Origin of the sequence: Streptomyces sp. NPDC014889 (genome assembly GCF_043081205.1) — a bacterium.
Classification (GTDB): domain Bacteria; phylum Actinomycetota; class Actinomycetes; order Streptomycetales; family Streptomycetaceae; genus Streptomyces.
In genome coordinates this window covers 152,592-167,349 of record NZ_JBIBWH010000009.1, presented here as the reverse complement: position 1 = coordinate 167,349, position 14,758 = coordinate 152,592, and the positions used below count along the sequence as shown (strand labels likewise).

Here is a 14,758-nt window from a genome sequence, read left to right as displayed (position 1 = left end):
ACCCCGGCGATGGTCACCTGTGGCGACCAGTCAGGCGAACGAGGGAATGCGCACCCACGGGCTCCCGGCCGTTCCGCTTGGCCGGCCCGCACCTGTCATACCGGCACAGGGGGAGGCTGGTCGAGTGGTGGATCCGGGCGCAGTGGAGGGGGCTCTTTCGCGCTGGACCACCGCAAGCGGCTGCCGAAGCGGCCTGGCAGAAGGTGTGGACGTGGCGGTGGCCGTGCTCAGTCCTCCTCGCGGTCAGTGCGGTCCTTCCGGCGCCGCGGGAGCCGGTGCGCCGCGACCGGCCGGCCGGCTACGAGGTGGTCGGCCACGATCGTGGCGGCCGCCGCCGGGTCCACGTGCCCGTACCAGACGTCGTCGGGCTGCACGCTGACCACCGGCGCCTGGTTGCAGGGGAACTGGCACCCCGTCTGCACCACGAGGACGTCGTCGTCGCCGAGCCCGTGCTCCGCCAGCCGCCGCGCCAGCGCGCGCACGCTGTCGTCCGCGCCCTTGGCCGTGCAGCGCGGCCCGCGGCACACCATGACCTGGTGCCGGTGGCCGGTGACCTCCTCCCAGGCCGGGGAGGTGAGGCCGGGTTCCTCGCCGCTGATCGGCTTGACGGACTCCGCGGCCGCGGCCACGGAGTCGGCAGAGTCGGCGAGCCGGGTGGCGACGAGCAGCGCGGGGCGGTGGCCGGCGCGCTCCCGCCACCAGTACGCCGCGATCCGCCGCAGCCAGGAGTGGCCCGGACCCGAGGCCCCGAGGCGGACGCCGATCAGGACGACGGTCTCCGTGCCAGCGTCGGCCAGCCTGGTCAGCTCGGCGGACAGGGACGGCTCGCCCTGCTGCAGGAACGCCGTCGTGGCACCCGACGGCGCGGCAGCTCCGAGCAGTTCGGCCCGGCGGTTGGCCTCCGTGAGGGACATGCCGACCAGCACCGTGGCACGGCCCGCGACTCGCGCCGGGAGGGCTGCCGCAGGGGCCGCCGAGGGGGCGCCCGTACGGTTCTGGCTCATGACGCGGGCCCCTCGGGAAGCAGTCCGTTCCACCGGATGTGCGGCCTGTCGTGCCGGGGGTGCCGCTCCACGGTCGCGTCGACTCCGTAGGCGCGCGCGATGGTGGCCGAGGTGAGCACCTCGGAGGCGGGTCCGTGGGCCACCAGGCGGCCGTCGAGCAGTACCGCGACGTCGTCGCAGTAGGCGGCTGCGAGTTCGAGGTCGTGCAGGGCCGCGACGGTGGTGACACCGAGCCCGCGTACGGTTTCGAGGAAGCCGAGCTGGTAGCGCAGGTCCAGGTGGTTGGTGGGCTCGTCCAGCAGGAGCACCCCGGGCTCCTGTGCCAGGGCCCGCGCGAGCTGGACCCGCTGGCGCTCGCCGCCGGACAGGGACGACCAGGCCCTGTCGAGCAGCCCGCCCACGTCGGTGGCGGCGACGGCTTCGGCGAGCACGGACTGCTCGTGGTCGGCCACGGCGCCCGCCAGAACGGGCCACCGGCCGCGGTGGGGCGTGCGCCCCAGGTCGACGACCTGGCGGGCCGTCAGCGGCAGCGCTGTGTCGGCCTGCTGCTCCATGAAGGCCAGCTGCCGCGCGCGTTGGCGGGCCGTCAGGGCGTACAGGTCGCCGCCGTCCAGGAGGACCCGGCCCGTCTGCGGCCGGCGCAGTCCCGCCAGCGCCCGCAGCAGCGTCGTCTTGCCGGCCCCGTTCGGCCCGAGCAGGCCGGTCGTCCTGCCGGGGGCGAAGCCGAGCGTCACGTCCGTCAGCAACGTGGCGCCGTCGACACGCACGCCGACGCCCTCGGCACGCAGCCCCACCGGGCTCGCGGCGATCACGCCGGCCTCGCGTGGCCGACCTGCCGTCTGCCCGGCGCCACAGCAGCCACGCGAAGAACGGCGCGCCGAGCCCGGCGGTGACGACGCCGACGGGGATCTCCTGGTTCGGGAGCATCGAGCGCGCCACGATGTCACTGCCCACCAGCAGCGACGCACCGAGGAGTGCGGACAGGGGCAGCAGGAGGGCGTGGCGCGGGCCGCAGATCAGACGGACGACGTGCGGCACCACCAGGCCGACGAACCCGATGACGCCGGTGTGGGCGACCAGGCACGCGGTCACCAGCGCGGCCGCGGCGACCAGGGCCCAGCGGGTGCGTTCGACGTGGACGCCGAAGGAGCGGGCCGCGGTCTCGCCGAACGCGAACGCGTCCAGGTCCCGGGCGGCCGCGACCATGACCACCGTGCCGACGACGGTCACGGCGCTCAGGAAGACGGCCGTGTCCCACCGGACCCCGGCCACCGAGCCCAGCGTCCACTCCATGACACCTCGGGCGGCGTTGCGGTCGCCGAGGACGAGCACGACGAACGACGTGTACGCGCCGCACATCTGCCCCACCGCGATGCCGGCCAGCACGGTCCGCGCGGCCGGCAGGGACCGGGTGCGCGCGGCGGCCAGTGCCAGTACGACGACCACGGCGAGCAGGGCGCCGGCGAAAGCGGCCGCCGGGAGCGCGCTGATCGCCGCGGCGCCGGTGGCTCCGACGCCGAGGACGATCACGGTGACCGCGCCGACGGCGGCACCGTTGGAGATCCCGAGCAGGTAGGGGTCGGCCAGGTCGTTCCCCGTCAGGGTCTGCAGCACCGCGCCGCAGACCGCGAGCCCGGCGCCGGTCGCGGCGGCTCCCAGGACCCGGGGCAGCCGCAACTGCCAGACGATCTGGTCGTCCAGCAGCGTGACATGGGAGCCGCCGAGGCCGAGCCGGCGCAGAACGACGCCGGCCACGACGTGCGGCGGCTCGTGGACCGAACCCACGGCGAGGCCGAGCAGGACGGTGACCAGCAGCAGGACCGCGGCAACGGTCAGGCCCGCCGCCGCGCGACTCGCTCCCGCGGGCCGTGCGGCGGGACGATCCGCCACGGTCATGAACGCGGGCGCAGCTTGCTCAGGCCTGCCGAGACCAGGGCGGCACCGTCGGCGAGGCGCACGCCGGGCGTCGTCTCGGAGAACGGCACGACCACGAAAGCCCGGTGCCGGACGGCGGTGAGCTTGCTGAGCACCGGGTCGTGCTCCAGGTAGTCGATCCTGGACTGCGCGGTGTCCCAGCTGGCGTCCGCGAGCACGATGACGTCCGGGTCCGCCGCGGTCACCTTCTCCCAGCTCACGGTCTTCCAGCCACCGGGCAGCGCGCCGAAGACGTTGTGGGCGCCGACGGCGTCGAGCACGAGCTGGGGTCCGCCGTGGCCGGCGCCGACGAACGGGGCCTTGGTGTTCGAGTCGTACCAGAGCACGTTCAGGCCCTTGCCCGCCGCCTTGGCCTCGAGGTCGGCAAGCTGATGCTTCTGCTCCTTCTGGAGGGCGGCGGCACGCGGTCCGACACCGAACACCTCGGCGATGTCGCCCACTTCGTCCCACACCGCCTGGAAGGACACCGGCGGCACCTGCTTGCTGTCGGCGCAGCCGAACGGCGACAGGTAGGACTCGATGCCCTTGGAGCTCAGCTCCGCCTGCGTGCCCGCCACCTTGCCGCTGAACGCGCTGGAGTAGGAGGCGTAGAGGAAATCCGGACGCGACGCGAGGAGCTTCTCCGCGGTCGGGTACTCCTTGGAGAGCACCGGGACGGCGTCGTAGGCCGCCGTCCACTTCGCCGGGACCGCGTCGTCGAGGAACGCCGTTCCGGCCATCCGGGACTGCAGACCGAGGGCCAGGGCCACCTCGGTGGCGCCCTGGTTGAGGGTGATCAGCCGGCTCGGCGGTGCGCTGACGGTCGTGGTGACGCCGCAACTGCTGACGCTCACCGGCGCGGGGCGGCTGCTCCCGGTCGCCGCGGCGGGCTTGTCGGCCGCGGGCGCACCCGTACAGGCGCCGAGCGCACCGACGAGCAGGAGTGCCGTGGCGGCGAGGCTGGAGCGCACGGCACGCGCGCGGCGTATGGAACGCTGAGATCGAAACGGACGCAGGGGACCGCGGGGCATGTGCTCTCCAACCCTCGTGGAACATGTCGCGCCGTGGCCGGTCTCCTGGCTTCCGCATCAACGTCACGAGGCCGGCCTTCCCAGGTGGTTCGTTCCCGATCCACCCAGTGGCCCTGACCGCTCCGGGAGCCGTCAGCGAGGGCCGCGGGACTCCGCGACTACAGTGGCGAGGGCCGCACCGGCTTCCCACCGGTTTCCCGTACACCACGGCAGCCACACGGTACCAAGCCGCTGGTGGCGCAGCCGCGAGGAGCGTCCCGCAGGAGAGGCGGTCCGGAGTCCCGGAGTTCAGCCGTGACGGTCAGCGCTTGAACTGCGTCTCCTCGATGCGTGTCTGCACCGTCCGGCCGCTCTCCCACGCGTTGGCGCCCGGCGCCACTTCCGGCATGGGGATGTCCGCCCGGTTCTGCCGCTTGTGCGAGGTCGAGATGCCGAGCCGCTCGTCGCGGGCCTGGATCATCTCGTCCGCGGCCTGCCCGTCCTGGGTGAAGCCCATCATCAGTTGCGGGATCCCGTAGGGGAAGTCGTCGCGGTCGTACTGCCACGTGTGGAACGTCTTCCCGTAGGTGGTCACGAGGTCCTCGAAGTAGGCGTGTTCGGCCAGGTCGGGAATACCGGGGGCGGTGAGGCTGCCGGACTTGACCTCGTAGTGGTGGCTGTGCCACAGCCGCTTCTCGTCCTCGGGCAGGTCGCGGAAACGCTCCTCGCTGATGATGTACTCGATGCCGATCAGACGGGCGTCGGGCGCGTTGCGGTCGAAGATCACGCACTGGTGCAGGTCGTGCTGGAGATGGATGCAGAAGTGCGTGGCTTCCACCTGCCGGCCCATGTCGTCGGCGTACAGGTGGAAGCCGTTGAGATACGTGCTCATCGCATCGAGCGGATACTTCGGCTGCATCGCGCCGGCCGCCAGATCCAGCGCGCGGTGCTTGAGCGGGTGCCCCTTGCCGACCTTGCTGATCGTCGCCACCTTGCGGCCGAACAGCAGGCCGGCCGCGGCCGTCACCCCTGCCGCGACCCCGATGCCGAGGGACGCGGCCGATCCCCGGCCAGAACCGCGCGTGCGCTGCATGCCCTGCACGAGTGCCATGCCTGGCGAGTGCCCTGTGCCCGGTGGCTGTAACGGGGCACCGGTGGTGCTCCGAAACGGGCGATCCCCTGTCCCAGCGCGCGGCTAGCCCGGGGGCCGAGACCCAGGGCCGATGACGTCCCCGGCCTTTGCCGAAGAGAGCCCGAGCGCAGTCAGACGTGCCGCGCCCACGGACAGGACGCCCTGGGGTGTCGTACACGGTGAACGCCCCGGAGGCCGAGACCCGCTGCGCCACCATGTGCAGCAGCGCTTCCGCTTACGAGGCCGGAGCCCAACCGCGGCCGGACACGAGACACGTGAACGCCGACCGCGGTGACCCATGCCGCTGCCTCCGACTGCACCCCGGGATTACGACTCCGGGACTGCGGGGCTGAGCGGTCCTGGAGGGTCTGTGCGCGGCCCAGCAGGCCTCCAGCCGCTTTCCGGCCCCTCGTCCTCCGCCCGCCCGCCGCCCGGCGGGCGGACGGCGCCATGGTGCTTGCGGATCACCACGTATGTCTCGCCGTCCCCCGGCGGCCGCCTCCAGGAACGGGTGGTCAACGTGTGCAGCCGCCCGTTCACGATGGCGTGACGCGGCAGATGGGCACCGAACTCCCCGGTCACCGCTTTCAGCAGCGACCGTTCCGCCTCGGCGCCGTCCCTCAGGTCGCCGAAGAACCGGCTCGGGTCCAGCGTCCGCGGTATCTCTCCGCTTCTCCGGATCTCTCCGTCCGCGTAGGTGAACGCGTACTGCTCGGCACCCTCTCGCGCCACGGAAAGGTGGAAGAACGGCTCCCCGTGCCGTGTCCGCAGGCCGCTCCACACCACTACCGCGCGGGTGCCCGCGGCGGCCGCGGCCGGGGAGACGAACCGCTCCCGGTGGAACGGGCCAGGGTCGCCCTCGAAGGCGAAGCTCCAACCGGCGCCGGCCCGGCCGACCGTCATGAGAGCCCTGTCGTCGTAGGAGGAGAACTCCCTCTGGGGGTGCAGCGACTTCTGGCGCGCCTCCCAGAAGGTCATCGGTTCGTTCAGCACGGTGCCGTCCCCGTCCGCGAGATGTCCGGGCAACTCCTGCGGCGCCACCCCCTCCACCAGGACGAACCGGTAGGACGTGCGATGGTTGCCCGGGTCCGGCTCCGCGAGCCACGCCAGGTCGCCCGGGTCGAGCGAGGCCGTCGGGCTCGGTGCCTCACCCGTCTGCCCGCCCCGTGGCGTGGACAGCAGTTCGCGGCCCCGCTCCGGGGTCAGCAGTGGCCCGAGCACGGGGTCGGCCACCCACCCCAGCGGCGCCAGGTGGTCCGGTCCCAGCGGCTCCCACAGGGGCAGAGCGTTCATCAGTGTCAGCCATGCCCCGTCGGTGTCTCCCCACCGCGCCAGCTCCCGCGCCCGCTCGACCGCCTCCCCGAACGGTCCGTCGGCCGTGTACCGGTACGTGCCCTTCCGCACCTGATCCAGCGTCGCGTAGGCCAGTTCCACCAAGTCGTCGTCGGCGCCCCGCAGATGGAACGTCAGCGTGGAGTCGTCCCGGTACGAGTGCGCCGCGTGCTCGGCGACCAGTGGTGGCAGCAGCTCGGGCGCGTACCGCGGGTCCGTCACCAGACCGTCGAAGTACACCATGGAGGTCTGTCCGAGCAGGCGGCGTATCTGGTCGCCCAGCCCGGCGGCCCGCGGCCTGCCGTACCCCTTGGCCTCGTCCAGCGCCGTCCCGGCCCGTTCCCAGCCGCCGCGCAGCGCCTCCAGCCGGGCCTCCGCCACCTGGGCGTCCAGCTTTCGCGTCGTGTCGTTGACGAACACCGGCTCCGCGTCGCGCGGGTGCGCCCGCAGGCTGTGGAACTCCCGGTACATGTCCCGCATGAACTCGAGGAAGTTCGCGTGCCGTTCGGGCGGCGCGGCCCGCCAGCTCGCCCATGTGTACACGGCCCACTCACCGTCCTCGTCCACGTCCTCGGGATCCATGAGGACGTGGGTGATGTCGGACTCGACGTCCAGCTGCAGCCCGCGCCGCCAGATGTCCGCCTCCCGCCGCTCCTCGGGCCCGGCGTCCTCGTCCAGGTATTCCTCGAAGACGTCCGCGAGTCCCGACTCGTCGTTGTGCCAGTGCGCGTCCGCGGTCCCCGCCAGCAGCCACACGAACCCGCCCGCGTGCCGCCACCCGTCGCTGACTTCGAGGAACTTCCGGTACGACGCGGCATTCGCCGGCCGAGACGCTCCTCCATGGCCGCGATCCGCTCTTCGGACGCGGGCGGGAGCCCCAGCCACCGTGCCCGCCGCGCGGCCTCGTCGTCACCGCCCCGCGTCTCGTCCTCCGGCAGGGAGTCCGCCCACTCCCCGCTCCACCTGAGCAGGAAGGACCGCCAGTCGAATGCCGTTGTGTCCGTCATGAGTCCGATGCTGCCACCCGCCACTGACAGCGCCCCCGCTCCGGCCCGCACGCGGAACGCGGTCCCGGCCTCCGAAGTGCCCGCCGTCGCCGCCCCGTTCGGCAGATGGCTCGGAACGCCACCGAGTACGATGATCAAAAGGCGGCCGAGCTTCAACTCCCGGACGACGGAGTCTGCTATGACGACGGACCAATCGCAGCCTCATCGCATCGACACCAGCCGGGCTCACCCCGCGCGGGTCTACGACTGGCTGCTGGGCGGCAAGGACAACTACCCCGTCGACGAGGCGGTCGGTGAGACGCTGCCGCCCGAAGCGCGCGACGCGGCGCGGCAGAACCGCGCGTTCATGCACCGGGCGGCGGCCTACCTGGCCGCACAGGGCCTCGACCAGTTCCTCGACATCGGCACCGGCATCCCGACCGAGCCGAACCTTCACCAGATCGTGCAACGGACGGTGCCCACCGCCCGGATCGTCTACGCCGACAACGACCCGATCGTGCTGCGGCACGCGGAGGCCCTGCTGGTCAGCTGCCCCGAGGGCGCCACGGACTACATCCAGGCCGATGTGCGCGATCCGGACGAGATAGTGCGGCACGCCCGGCAAGTGCTGGACTTCGACCGGCCGATCGCCCTCTCGCTGATCGCCCTGATGCACTTCATCCGCGACGACCAGAACGCCCACGGAATCGTCAAGGGCCTGGTCGACACCCTCCCGTCCGGCAGCCACCTGGTCCTCTCGCACGCCGCGATCGACCTCTTCCCCGATCTCGCGGAGCAGGTGATCGCCCAGTACGCCAAGGGCGGCATCCGCCTCAGCTTCCGCACCCGGGAGGAGGTGGCCCGCTTCTTCGACGGACTGGAACTGGTGCCGCCCGGCCTGGTCACCGCCACCGAGTGGCACGGCGCCGACCAGGAGCTGCCCTCGCCGGAGGAGAGCGGAATCTACGCGGCTGTGGCCCGCATTCCCTGACCGGATGTCGGCAGGCGGTGGTACCTGTGTCGTATGAATATCGATCAAGCCGATCCTGCTGATCTGGCGGCGCTTCGAGCGGCGTTCGACGTCGATGGCGGTGGTGGGTCGGCTCTCGGCTGGGAGGCGGTCCGCGCCTTCGAGGCAGACCACGGGATCGTGCTGCCTGAGCCGTATCGAACCTTCGTCGCCGAGCTGACGGACGGCTCGTACTCCGGGCCGCCGGAGTACGGACTGCTGCCGGTGACGGAGCTGCCGGACGACTGGGGCGGTGATGAGCGGGATCGTGATCTGAGCGAGCCGTTCCCTTCGGAGCGCGGTTCGGCTTCACCACCGGTGCACCTGGCTTTGCCGGCTGGGTCCGGCACTGGGCGGCGAACAAGCCCTGGCACGACGCTGAGTGACCACGTCACCCGTCCCGGGCCGGGCCGGTCCGCGGGAATTCTCCTGTGCCGGGCTATTGAGGACAGAAGCTGTCCTCAATGGCCCGTAGCGTCGTTCGGGTCGGGGCAGAAGTCCCGGTGTGAATCGACGAAAGGCGGCCGGAAATGGTCACTCACGTTTCAGCAGAAGCGCACGGTGACGAGCGGGGAGCGCTGCTGGCGTTCATCGAGGAGCAGCGCGGCGGTATCCGCCGGTCGGTGCTCGGCCTCACGGAGGAGCAGGCCGCGGCGCGGCCCACGGCCGGCGAGCTGTCGCTGGGAGGGCTGGTCAAGCACGTCGCCGAGGTCGAGCAGAGCTGGATCGCGCGCGCCCGGGAGGAGGCGCCGGCGGTCGAGCGGGACGCGTCGAACTGGCACGAGTGTTTCCAGTTGGTCGGTGACGAGACCGTCGCCTCGCAACTGGCGTACTGGGAGAAGGTCGCCGCCGAGACCGAGGCGTTCTTCCGCGCGGTGCCCAGTCTCGACGACACCTTCCCGCTGCCGGACCAGCCCTGGTTCCCGCCCGAGGGACGTGTCTCCATGCGCTGGCTGGCCCTGCATCTGATCCGCGAGTTCGCGCGGCACGCCGGCCACGCCGACATCATCCGCGAATCCCTCGACGGGGCCACGGCCTTCGAACTGGTCGCCAAGGAGCAGGGCGGTTCCGGCGGGTGAGCCGTGGCGACCTAGGCTGGACCGCATGTCAGCGATCCGTCTCCTCGTGCTCGGCGCGGTGCGCCAGCACGGGCGGGCCCACGGCTACCAGGTGCGCAACGACCTGGAGTACTGGGGCGCGCACGAGTGGTCCAACGCCAAGCCCGGCTCGATCTACCACGCCCTGAAGCAGATGGCGAAGCAAGGGCTGCTGCTCGCGCACGAGATCGCGCCCTCGACGGCCGGCGGCCCCCCGCGCACCGAGTACGAGCTCACCGCGGCGGGCGACGAGGAGTACTTCACGCTGCTGCGCGAGGCCCTCGTCGCCTACGACCAGAAGATGGACGTGAAGTCGGCGGCCATCGGCTTCGTCGTGGATCTGCCGCGGCAGGAGGCGACGGCGCTGCTCAGGGAGCGGACCCGGCGCATCGAGGAGTGGCGGGCCACGGTCACCGAGCACTACGTGCCCGAGGGCGGCCCCGAGCCGCTGGGCCACATCGGCGAGATCATGAACCTGTGGGTGCACACGGCCGACGCCGAGGCCGAGTGGACCAGGGGGCTGATCGGGCGGATCGAGGCCGGCGCCTACACCTTCGCCGGGGAGGGCGAGCCGTTCGTCGGCGTCCTGGCCGACGGCGAGGAGAACCCGTACGCGACGGGGGAGCGGCACCCGGGCGACGAGCGCTGAGGGGCTCGCCCCGGGGTGTTAATCAAGTTTGACTAATGGGCTCGGGGGTGCTTATCTTTCGCAGGCCTGTAGTCAAGTTTGACTAGCGAGGGGGTTTCAGTGGCCGACGCGGCGATCGTCGTCGAGGAAGCACGCAAGACATACGGCGGGAAGAACACGAAGAACGGCAGGCCCGCGCTGGACGGGCTCGACCTCACGGTCGCGCGCGGCACGGTGCACGGAGTGCTCGGCCCGAACGGCGCGGGCAAGACCACCCTGGTGCGGATCCTGGCCACCCTGCTGCGGCCCGACGCGGGCCGGATCGAGGTGGCGGGCCACGACGTGGTGCGCGAGGCGTATGCGGTACGCCTGCGCATCGGCCTGCTCGGCCAGCACGCGGCACTCGACGAGGAACTCGGCGGCCGGCAGAACCTGGAACTCTTCGGCCGCCTGCATCACCTGGGCGGGCGACGCGCACGCGCGCGTGCCGACGAACTCCTGGTGCGCTTCGACCTCGCCGAAGCCGGCCGCAAAGCGGTACGGCAGTACAGCGGAGGCATGCGGCGCCGCCTGGACCTCGCCGCCTCCCTGATCACCGAACCGGAGGTGCTCTTCCTGGACGAACCGACCACCGGTCTCGACCCGCGCGGCCGCGCGGAGGTATGGGACTCGGTCCGTTCCCTGGTCGACGGCGGTACCACCGTCCTGCTCACCACCCAGTACCTGGACGAGGCCGACCAACTCGCCGATCGCATCTCGGTCGTGGACGCCGGCCGGGTCATCGCCGACGGCACGGCGGACGAGCTCAAGGCGGCCACCGGCGGCGACCGCGTCGACGTGGTCCTGCGCGACGCCGGGCAGTTGGGCGCGGCCGCGGCGCTGCTGCCCGTACCGGAGGAGCTGATCACCGTGGACGCCGACCGCCGGCTGCTGAGCGCTCCGGTCGCCGACCGTATGGCGGCGCTGGCCGGGATCGTCCGCGCCCTGGAGGGGGCGGGCATCCAGGCCGAGGACATCGCGCTCAGGCGTCCGACGCTCGACGAGGTGTTCCTGCGCCTCACCGGACACGACGACCGAGTGGAGGAGACCGCGTGACCACCTACGCACTGACCGACTCCTGGACCATGACCCGCCGCGAACTCGCCCGCTGGCGGCGGCAGCCGGTGGCGGTGGTGGTGAACCTGGTCTTCCCCGTGATGCTGCTGCTGATGTTCGGCTACCTGGTCGGCGGCGGCCGGGGCGTGAGCGGCGACTACCTCGACTACCTGGTCCCCGGCATGCTCGCGCTCACCATGGCCTTCGGTCTTGAGGGCACGATGATCGCCGTGACCCAGGATCTGAACAAGGGCGTCGTCGACCGTTTCCGCTCGATGCCCATGGCCAACGGCGCGGTCCTGGTGGGACGTTGTGCCGCCGACATGCTGCAGTCGGCGATCGGCCTGGCGGTGCTCCTGGCCGTCGCCGCCGCGCTCGGCTGGCGCGGCGCCGGCGGGCCGGCCGGATTCCTGGGCGCCGTGGGACTGCTCCTGCTGTTCCGGTTCGCGATGCTGTGGATCGGCATCCACCTGGCACTGGTCGCGGGAAAGCCCGAGCTGGTGCAGGCGGTGCAGATCCTGGTCTGGCCGGTGGGTTTCCTGTCCAACGCCTTCGCCGCGCCCGAGTCCATGCCGGGCTGGCTCGGCACGGTCGTCCAGTGGAACCCGATGTCCCACACGGCCACGGCCGTACGCGACCTGTTCGGCGGCCCCGGCGGAGAGCCGGGGCACGCGTGGGCGGCAATCGCCTGGCCCCTGGCACTGCTGGCCGTGTTCTTCCCCCTGGCGGTACGGAGATTCGCGCGGCTGAGCCGCTAGGCCGGCCGCGGGCGCGGCCTTGGCGGTGATCCGGTTGTAGCGGGGGAGCGCAGGGCGGTGTGAGGATGGCGCGATGTTGATGGTTTCTTCCTGTGTGGCGGATGACCCCGCTCTGCGCGCATTGGTCGACGCGATGACGGCGGAACTGATTGCCGTGTACGGGCTTCCTTCCGATGCCCGGCCCGCTCCGTTGGCATCGGATAGCCGGTATCTGCTGGCTCGGAAGGACGACCGGGCGGTGGGCTGTTGCGCGGTGCAGCCGATCGGTTCGGAGACCTGGGAGCTCAAGCGGATGTTCGTGTCCCCGGCCGTCCGGGGAACGGGAGTCGCCGACCTGCTGCTGACCGAGGCCGAGCAGCTCGCCCTGGAGCTCGGCGGCCGGACGTTGCGCTTGGAGACGGGCGTGCGGCAGCCCGCCGCGATCCGCCTGTACGAGCGGACCGGGTACCGCAAGATCGCGAACTATGCGCCGCACGACCAGGATCCGCTGTCGGTGTGCTACGAGAAGGCGTTGCCCGCCCGGCCGGAGCTGATGCGCCTGTGACGGTGGAGACTGCCGGACGCCCCTCCGCGTAACGCGATCCGGTTCGTTCACGGGGAACGCGCCCAGAACCCCTCCCGGTGTCTGGCCCCGGGCGACCGTGCCGCACGGTTTTTTCCGTCAGAACCGCAATCCGAATGGGCCCTGCTCACGTACCCGATGTAACGGCTGCAATCTGGGCATGTGTCCCTGGTCGGCCCGCTCCCGTGCAAGCGGGATCCTGGATGCGAGACGTGCTCCTCGAACACGCGGAGTGACGCCTCCGGCCGTGCCGCTCCCCTGCGGCCGCGGTCCTCCATTTCGTGCCGCCAATACCGCCCAGGCCCGGGCACGGGCCGACGCGGCAGAAGGAAGAGTGCATTCACCATGCGAGTAGAAGTGGCCAGGCGTCTCATGGCGACGTCGGCCGCCGTTCTGATCGCCGGCGGCGCTTCGATCGGCGTAGCCGGTACGGCCGCGGCAGCAGCCCCTGCCGCGCACACTCATGTGACCACCAGCCGGTGCTTCGGCGACGACTGGCGGTGCTTCGACCATGGCGGGTTCCGCTTCGACCATGGCGGGTTCCGTGACCATGGCGGGTTCCGCTTCGACCATGGCGGGTTCCGTGACCATGGCGGGTTCCGCTTCGACCATGGCCGGTTCCGCGACCATGGCGGATTCCGCTTCGACCACCGATTCGACGGCGGACCCGTCGTGATCGTCGTGCGCTAGTAGCGGGCGCCGCTGGACCCGAAGGGGGCGCGCGCATCGCCGGCGTGCCCCCTTGCCGGACCCGCTGACGGCCGAAGGCGCCGCACCCCGGACGGCCTGTCCGGGGCGCTGTCCGTCAGACGAGGGCCGGCAGGCCGAGGATCAGGTCGGCGGCGGCCGTGCGGCCGCCCGCGGCACGTTGCAGCGCGCCGATCCGTTCCGCGTTCTCGTGGAAGCACGGCTCGGTCAGCACCCGGGTGAGCTTGTCCACGACGTCGTCGACGACGATGGTCTCCGGGTGGTCCAGGGTCAGGCTCACCCTGGAGTCCCGGCCGCGTACCGCCTGGTCGTAGCAGTTCACCCACAGGGGGCGTACGACCAGCGGCTTGCCGAAGTAGAGGCCCTCGTGGAAGCCGTTGCCGCCGCCGTGGGTGAAGAACGCCTTGACCGCCGGGTGGGCGAGGACGTCGAGTTGGGAGGGCACCCAGCTCTCGATGCGCAGGTTGTGCGGCAGTTCACCGGCCGACGGCAGCAGGTGCTGCTGTTCGGCGGGCAGCTTCCACAGCACCTGGTGCTCGTCCGCGAGCCGGCGGGCCACCTCCACCAGGGAGCCGGCCTGCTCCCGGGTCAGCCGGGTGATGGTGCCGAAACCCATGTAGACGACGGACGACTGGTCGTCGAGCCACTTGCGCACCGGATCGTCTCCGTCGGTCTCCGGCAGGGGCGGCAGCACCGCGCCGACGAGCCGCACCTTCTCCGGGATGTCGAACGGATAGTCCAGCTCCGCGACCGAGTTGCACAGCACCAGCTCGGCCCTGTCGATCCGGGTCATCGGGTTGGGCGGTGGAAGCCCCAGCTTCTTGCGGATACGGGCGTCCTCCTGGAGCACCCTGCCCATGGCCGGGTTGAGGAACATGGCCAGGGTGCGGAACTTGAAAAGCTGGTTGGCCACCCGCTGCGCCAGGTTCATCCGGCGCGGAAGCCCCGAGTGCGGGACGGGGAAGTCGCGCGGGGTGTGCCCCTTGGTGAGGGGATGGTGCGAGGTCAGCACGTTGCTGGGCAGGAACGGCACGCTCAGCACGAAAGGGATGTCACGTGCCACCGCCAGGTCCACGGCGAAACCGCTCATGCAGTCGACGACCATGAGCGTCGGCCGGACCTCGTCGACGATCTTCCGGAGCCGACGGAACTTCTCCGCCTGGAGGACGGGCTTGTAGGACTGCCTGATGACGGCGCGGTGGGCCCGGAAGCGGGAGGGCTGCGTGACCTCACGGTAGACGTCGTCGGGCCAGGTCACGGCCGACAGCTCCGGCATCACCTCGCCGAGGGAGGCGAACCGGACCGGTGTGCGGTGCGCCGTCCCGCGCACGTCCTCCCTGCGGGGCTCGTCGGTGGCGAACCACAGGTCCTCCACGCCCTGGCGGGAGAGCTCACCTGCCAGGACCAGCAGCGGGTTCAGCAGACCGCTCTCGGGGAGACTGACGAAGAGGATCGGCCGTCGGGCAGATTCCATCAAGTGCCTTGTACCTTTCGTCGGTGACCGCAGGTCGGGGAGCACCTCC

Annotated in this window: 12 protein-coding genes, 3 pseudogenes and 1 riboswitch; of the genes and pseudogenes, 8 read left to right on the top strand and 7 right to left on the bottom strand. The window is 71.5% G+C overall.

What is annotated here, in order from left to right:
* Positions 1-227: 227 nt before the first annotated feature.
* From ACF09J_RS19640 to ACF09J_RS19615, 6 genes and pseudogenes are all read right to left on the bottom strand, one after another.
* A complete protein-coding gene (locus tag ACF09J_RS19640) occupies positions 228-1,004 on the bottom strand; it encodes a ferredoxin (protein WP_392306911.1) in 777 nt (258 codons plus the stop codon).
* Entirely contained in the window at positions 1,001-1,816 is an 816-nt protein-coding gene (locus ACF09J_RS19635) for an ABC transporter ATP-binding protein (RefSeq protein ID WP_392306693.1), read from the bottom strand. The genes ACF09J_RS19640 and ACF09J_RS19635 overlap by 4 nt, the downstream gene beginning before the upstream one ends.
* A gap of 94 nt (positions 1,817-1,910) precedes the next feature.
* A pseudogene (locus ACF09J_RS19630) lies at positions 1,911-2,900 on the bottom strand (iron chelate uptake ABC transporter family permease subunit); the annotation flags it as partial.
* Positions 2,897-3,889, bottom strand: coding sequence for an ABC transporter substrate-binding protein (locus ACF09J_RS19625; RefSeq protein WP_392306692.1), 993 nt, complete (start codon positions 3,887-3,889; stop codon positions 2,897-2,899). The pseudogene ACF09J_RS19630 and the gene ACF09J_RS19625, both read right to left, overlap by 4 nt.
* Before the next feature lie 77 nt (positions 3,890-3,966).
* A riboswitch (cobalamin riboswitch) is annotated at positions 3,967-4,192 on the bottom strand.
* 58 nt (positions 4,193-4,250) lie between these two features.
* Positions 4,251-5,039, bottom strand: coding sequence for an OBAP family protein (locus ACF09J_RS19620; RefSeq protein WP_392306691.1), 789 nt, complete (start codon positions 5,037-5,039; stop codon positions 4,251-4,253).
* 348 nt (positions 5,040-5,387) lie between these two features.
* Positions 5,388-7,399 (bottom strand): annotated as a pseudogene (locus ACF09J_RS19615) (SMI1/KNR4 family protein).
* A gap of 178 nt (positions 7,400-7,577) precedes the next feature.
* Between ACF09J_RS19615 and ACF09J_RS19610 the strand changes: the two are divergent.
* From ACF09J_RS19610 to ACF09J_RS19575, 8 genes and pseudogenes are all read left to right on the top strand, one after another.
* The gene (locus ACF09J_RS19610; protein WP_392306690.1) at positions 7,578-8,369 is read left to right on the top strand and encodes an SAM-dependent methyltransferase; all 792 of its coding nucleotides are present in this window, start codon (positions 7,578-7,580) and stop codon (positions 8,367-8,369) included.
* Positions 8,370-8,402: 33 nt separating this feature from the next.
* Positions 8,403-8,773, top strand: a pseudogene (locus ACF09J_RS19605) (SMI1/KNR4 family protein).
* 144 nt (positions 8,774-8,917) lie between these two features.
* Positions 8,918-9,466: a DinB family protein gene (locus tag ACF09J_RS19600; RefSeq protein WP_392306689.1), complete on the top strand. Its 549-nt coding sequence runs from the start codon at positions 8,918-8,920 to the stop codon at positions 9,464-9,466.
* 25 nt (positions 9,467-9,491) lie between these two features.
* The gene (locus ACF09J_RS19595) at positions 9,492-10,133 is read left to right on the top strand and encodes a PadR family transcriptional regulator (protein ID WP_392306688.1); all 642 of its coding nucleotides are present in this window, start codon (positions 9,492-9,494) and stop codon (positions 10,131-10,133) included.
* A 99-nt stretch (positions 10,134-10,232) separates the two neighbouring features.
* The gene (locus ACF09J_RS19590) at positions 10,233-11,207 is read left to right on the top strand and encodes an ATP-binding cassette domain-containing protein (RefSeq protein ID WP_392306687.1); all 975 of its coding nucleotides are present in this window, start codon (positions 10,233-10,235) and stop codon (positions 11,205-11,207) included.
* Positions 11,204-11,965, top strand: coding sequence for an ABC transporter permease (locus ACF09J_RS19585; protein WP_392306686.1), 762 nt, complete (start codon positions 11,204-11,206; stop codon positions 11,963-11,965). Before ACF09J_RS19590 ends, ACF09J_RS19585 begins: the two co-directional genes overlap by 4 nt.
* Positions 11,966-12,038: 73 nt before the next feature.
* Positions 12,039-12,509 carry a GNAT family N-acetyltransferase gene (locus tag ACF09J_RS19580; protein ID WP_392306685.1) on the top strand — a complete coding sequence of 157 codons (471 nt, stop codon included), beginning with the start codon at positions 12,039-12,041 and terminating at the stop codon, positions 12,507-12,509.
* A gap of 390 nt (positions 12,510-12,899) precedes the next feature.
* Entirely contained in the window at positions 12,900-13,217 is a 318-nt protein-coding gene (locus ACF09J_RS19575) for a hypothetical protein (protein ID WP_392306684.1), read from the top strand.
* A 115-nt stretch (positions 13,218-13,332) separates the two neighbouring features.
* On the opposite strand, the gene ACF09J_RS19570 is transcribed toward ACF09J_RS19575, so the two are convergent.
* Positions 13,333-14,709 (bottom strand): glycosyltransferase, encoded by a 1,377-nt coding sequence (locus tag ACF09J_RS19570; protein ID WP_392306683.1) that lies wholly within the window; start codon positions 14,707-14,709, stop codon positions 13,333-13,335.
* Positions 14,710-14,758: the final 49 nt, after the last annotated feature.

Excerpts from the sequence above, each read along its gene's own strand:
- ACF09J_RS19610 (WP_392306690.1), top strand. The coding sequence starts at position 7,578 with ATGACGACGGACCAATCGCAGCCTCATCGCATCGACACCAGCCGGGCT.
- ACF09J_RS19620 (WP_392306691.1), bottom strand. The coding sequence starts at position 5,039 with ATGGCACTCGTGCAGGGCATGCAGCGCACGCGCGGTTCTGGCCGGGGA.
- ACF09J_RS19575 (WP_392306684.1), top strand. The coding sequence starts at position 12,900 with ATGGCGACGTCGGCCGCCGTTCTGATCGCCGGCGGCGCTTCGATCGGC.
- ACF09J_RS19600 (WP_392306689.1), top strand. The coding sequence starts at position 8,918 with ATGGTCACTCACGTTTCAGCAGAAGCGCACGGTGACGAGCGGGGAGCG.
- ACF09J_RS19580 (WP_392306685.1), top strand. The coding sequence starts at position 12,039 with ATGTTGATGGTTTCTTCCTGTGTGGCGGATGACCCCGCTCTGCGCGCA.
- ACF09J_RS19595 (WP_392306688.1), top strand. The coding sequence starts at position 9,492 with ATGTCAGCGATCCGTCTCCTCGTGCTCGGCGCGGTGCGCCAGCACGGG.
- ACF09J_RS19640 (WP_392306911.1), bottom strand. The coding sequence starts at position 1,004 with ATGAGCCAGAACCGTACGGGCGCCCCCTCGGCGGCCCCTGCGGCAGCC.
- ACF09J_RS19570 (WP_392306683.1), bottom strand. The coding sequence starts at position 14,709 with ATGGAATCTGCCCGACGGCCGATCCTCTTCGTCAGTCTCCCCGAGAGC.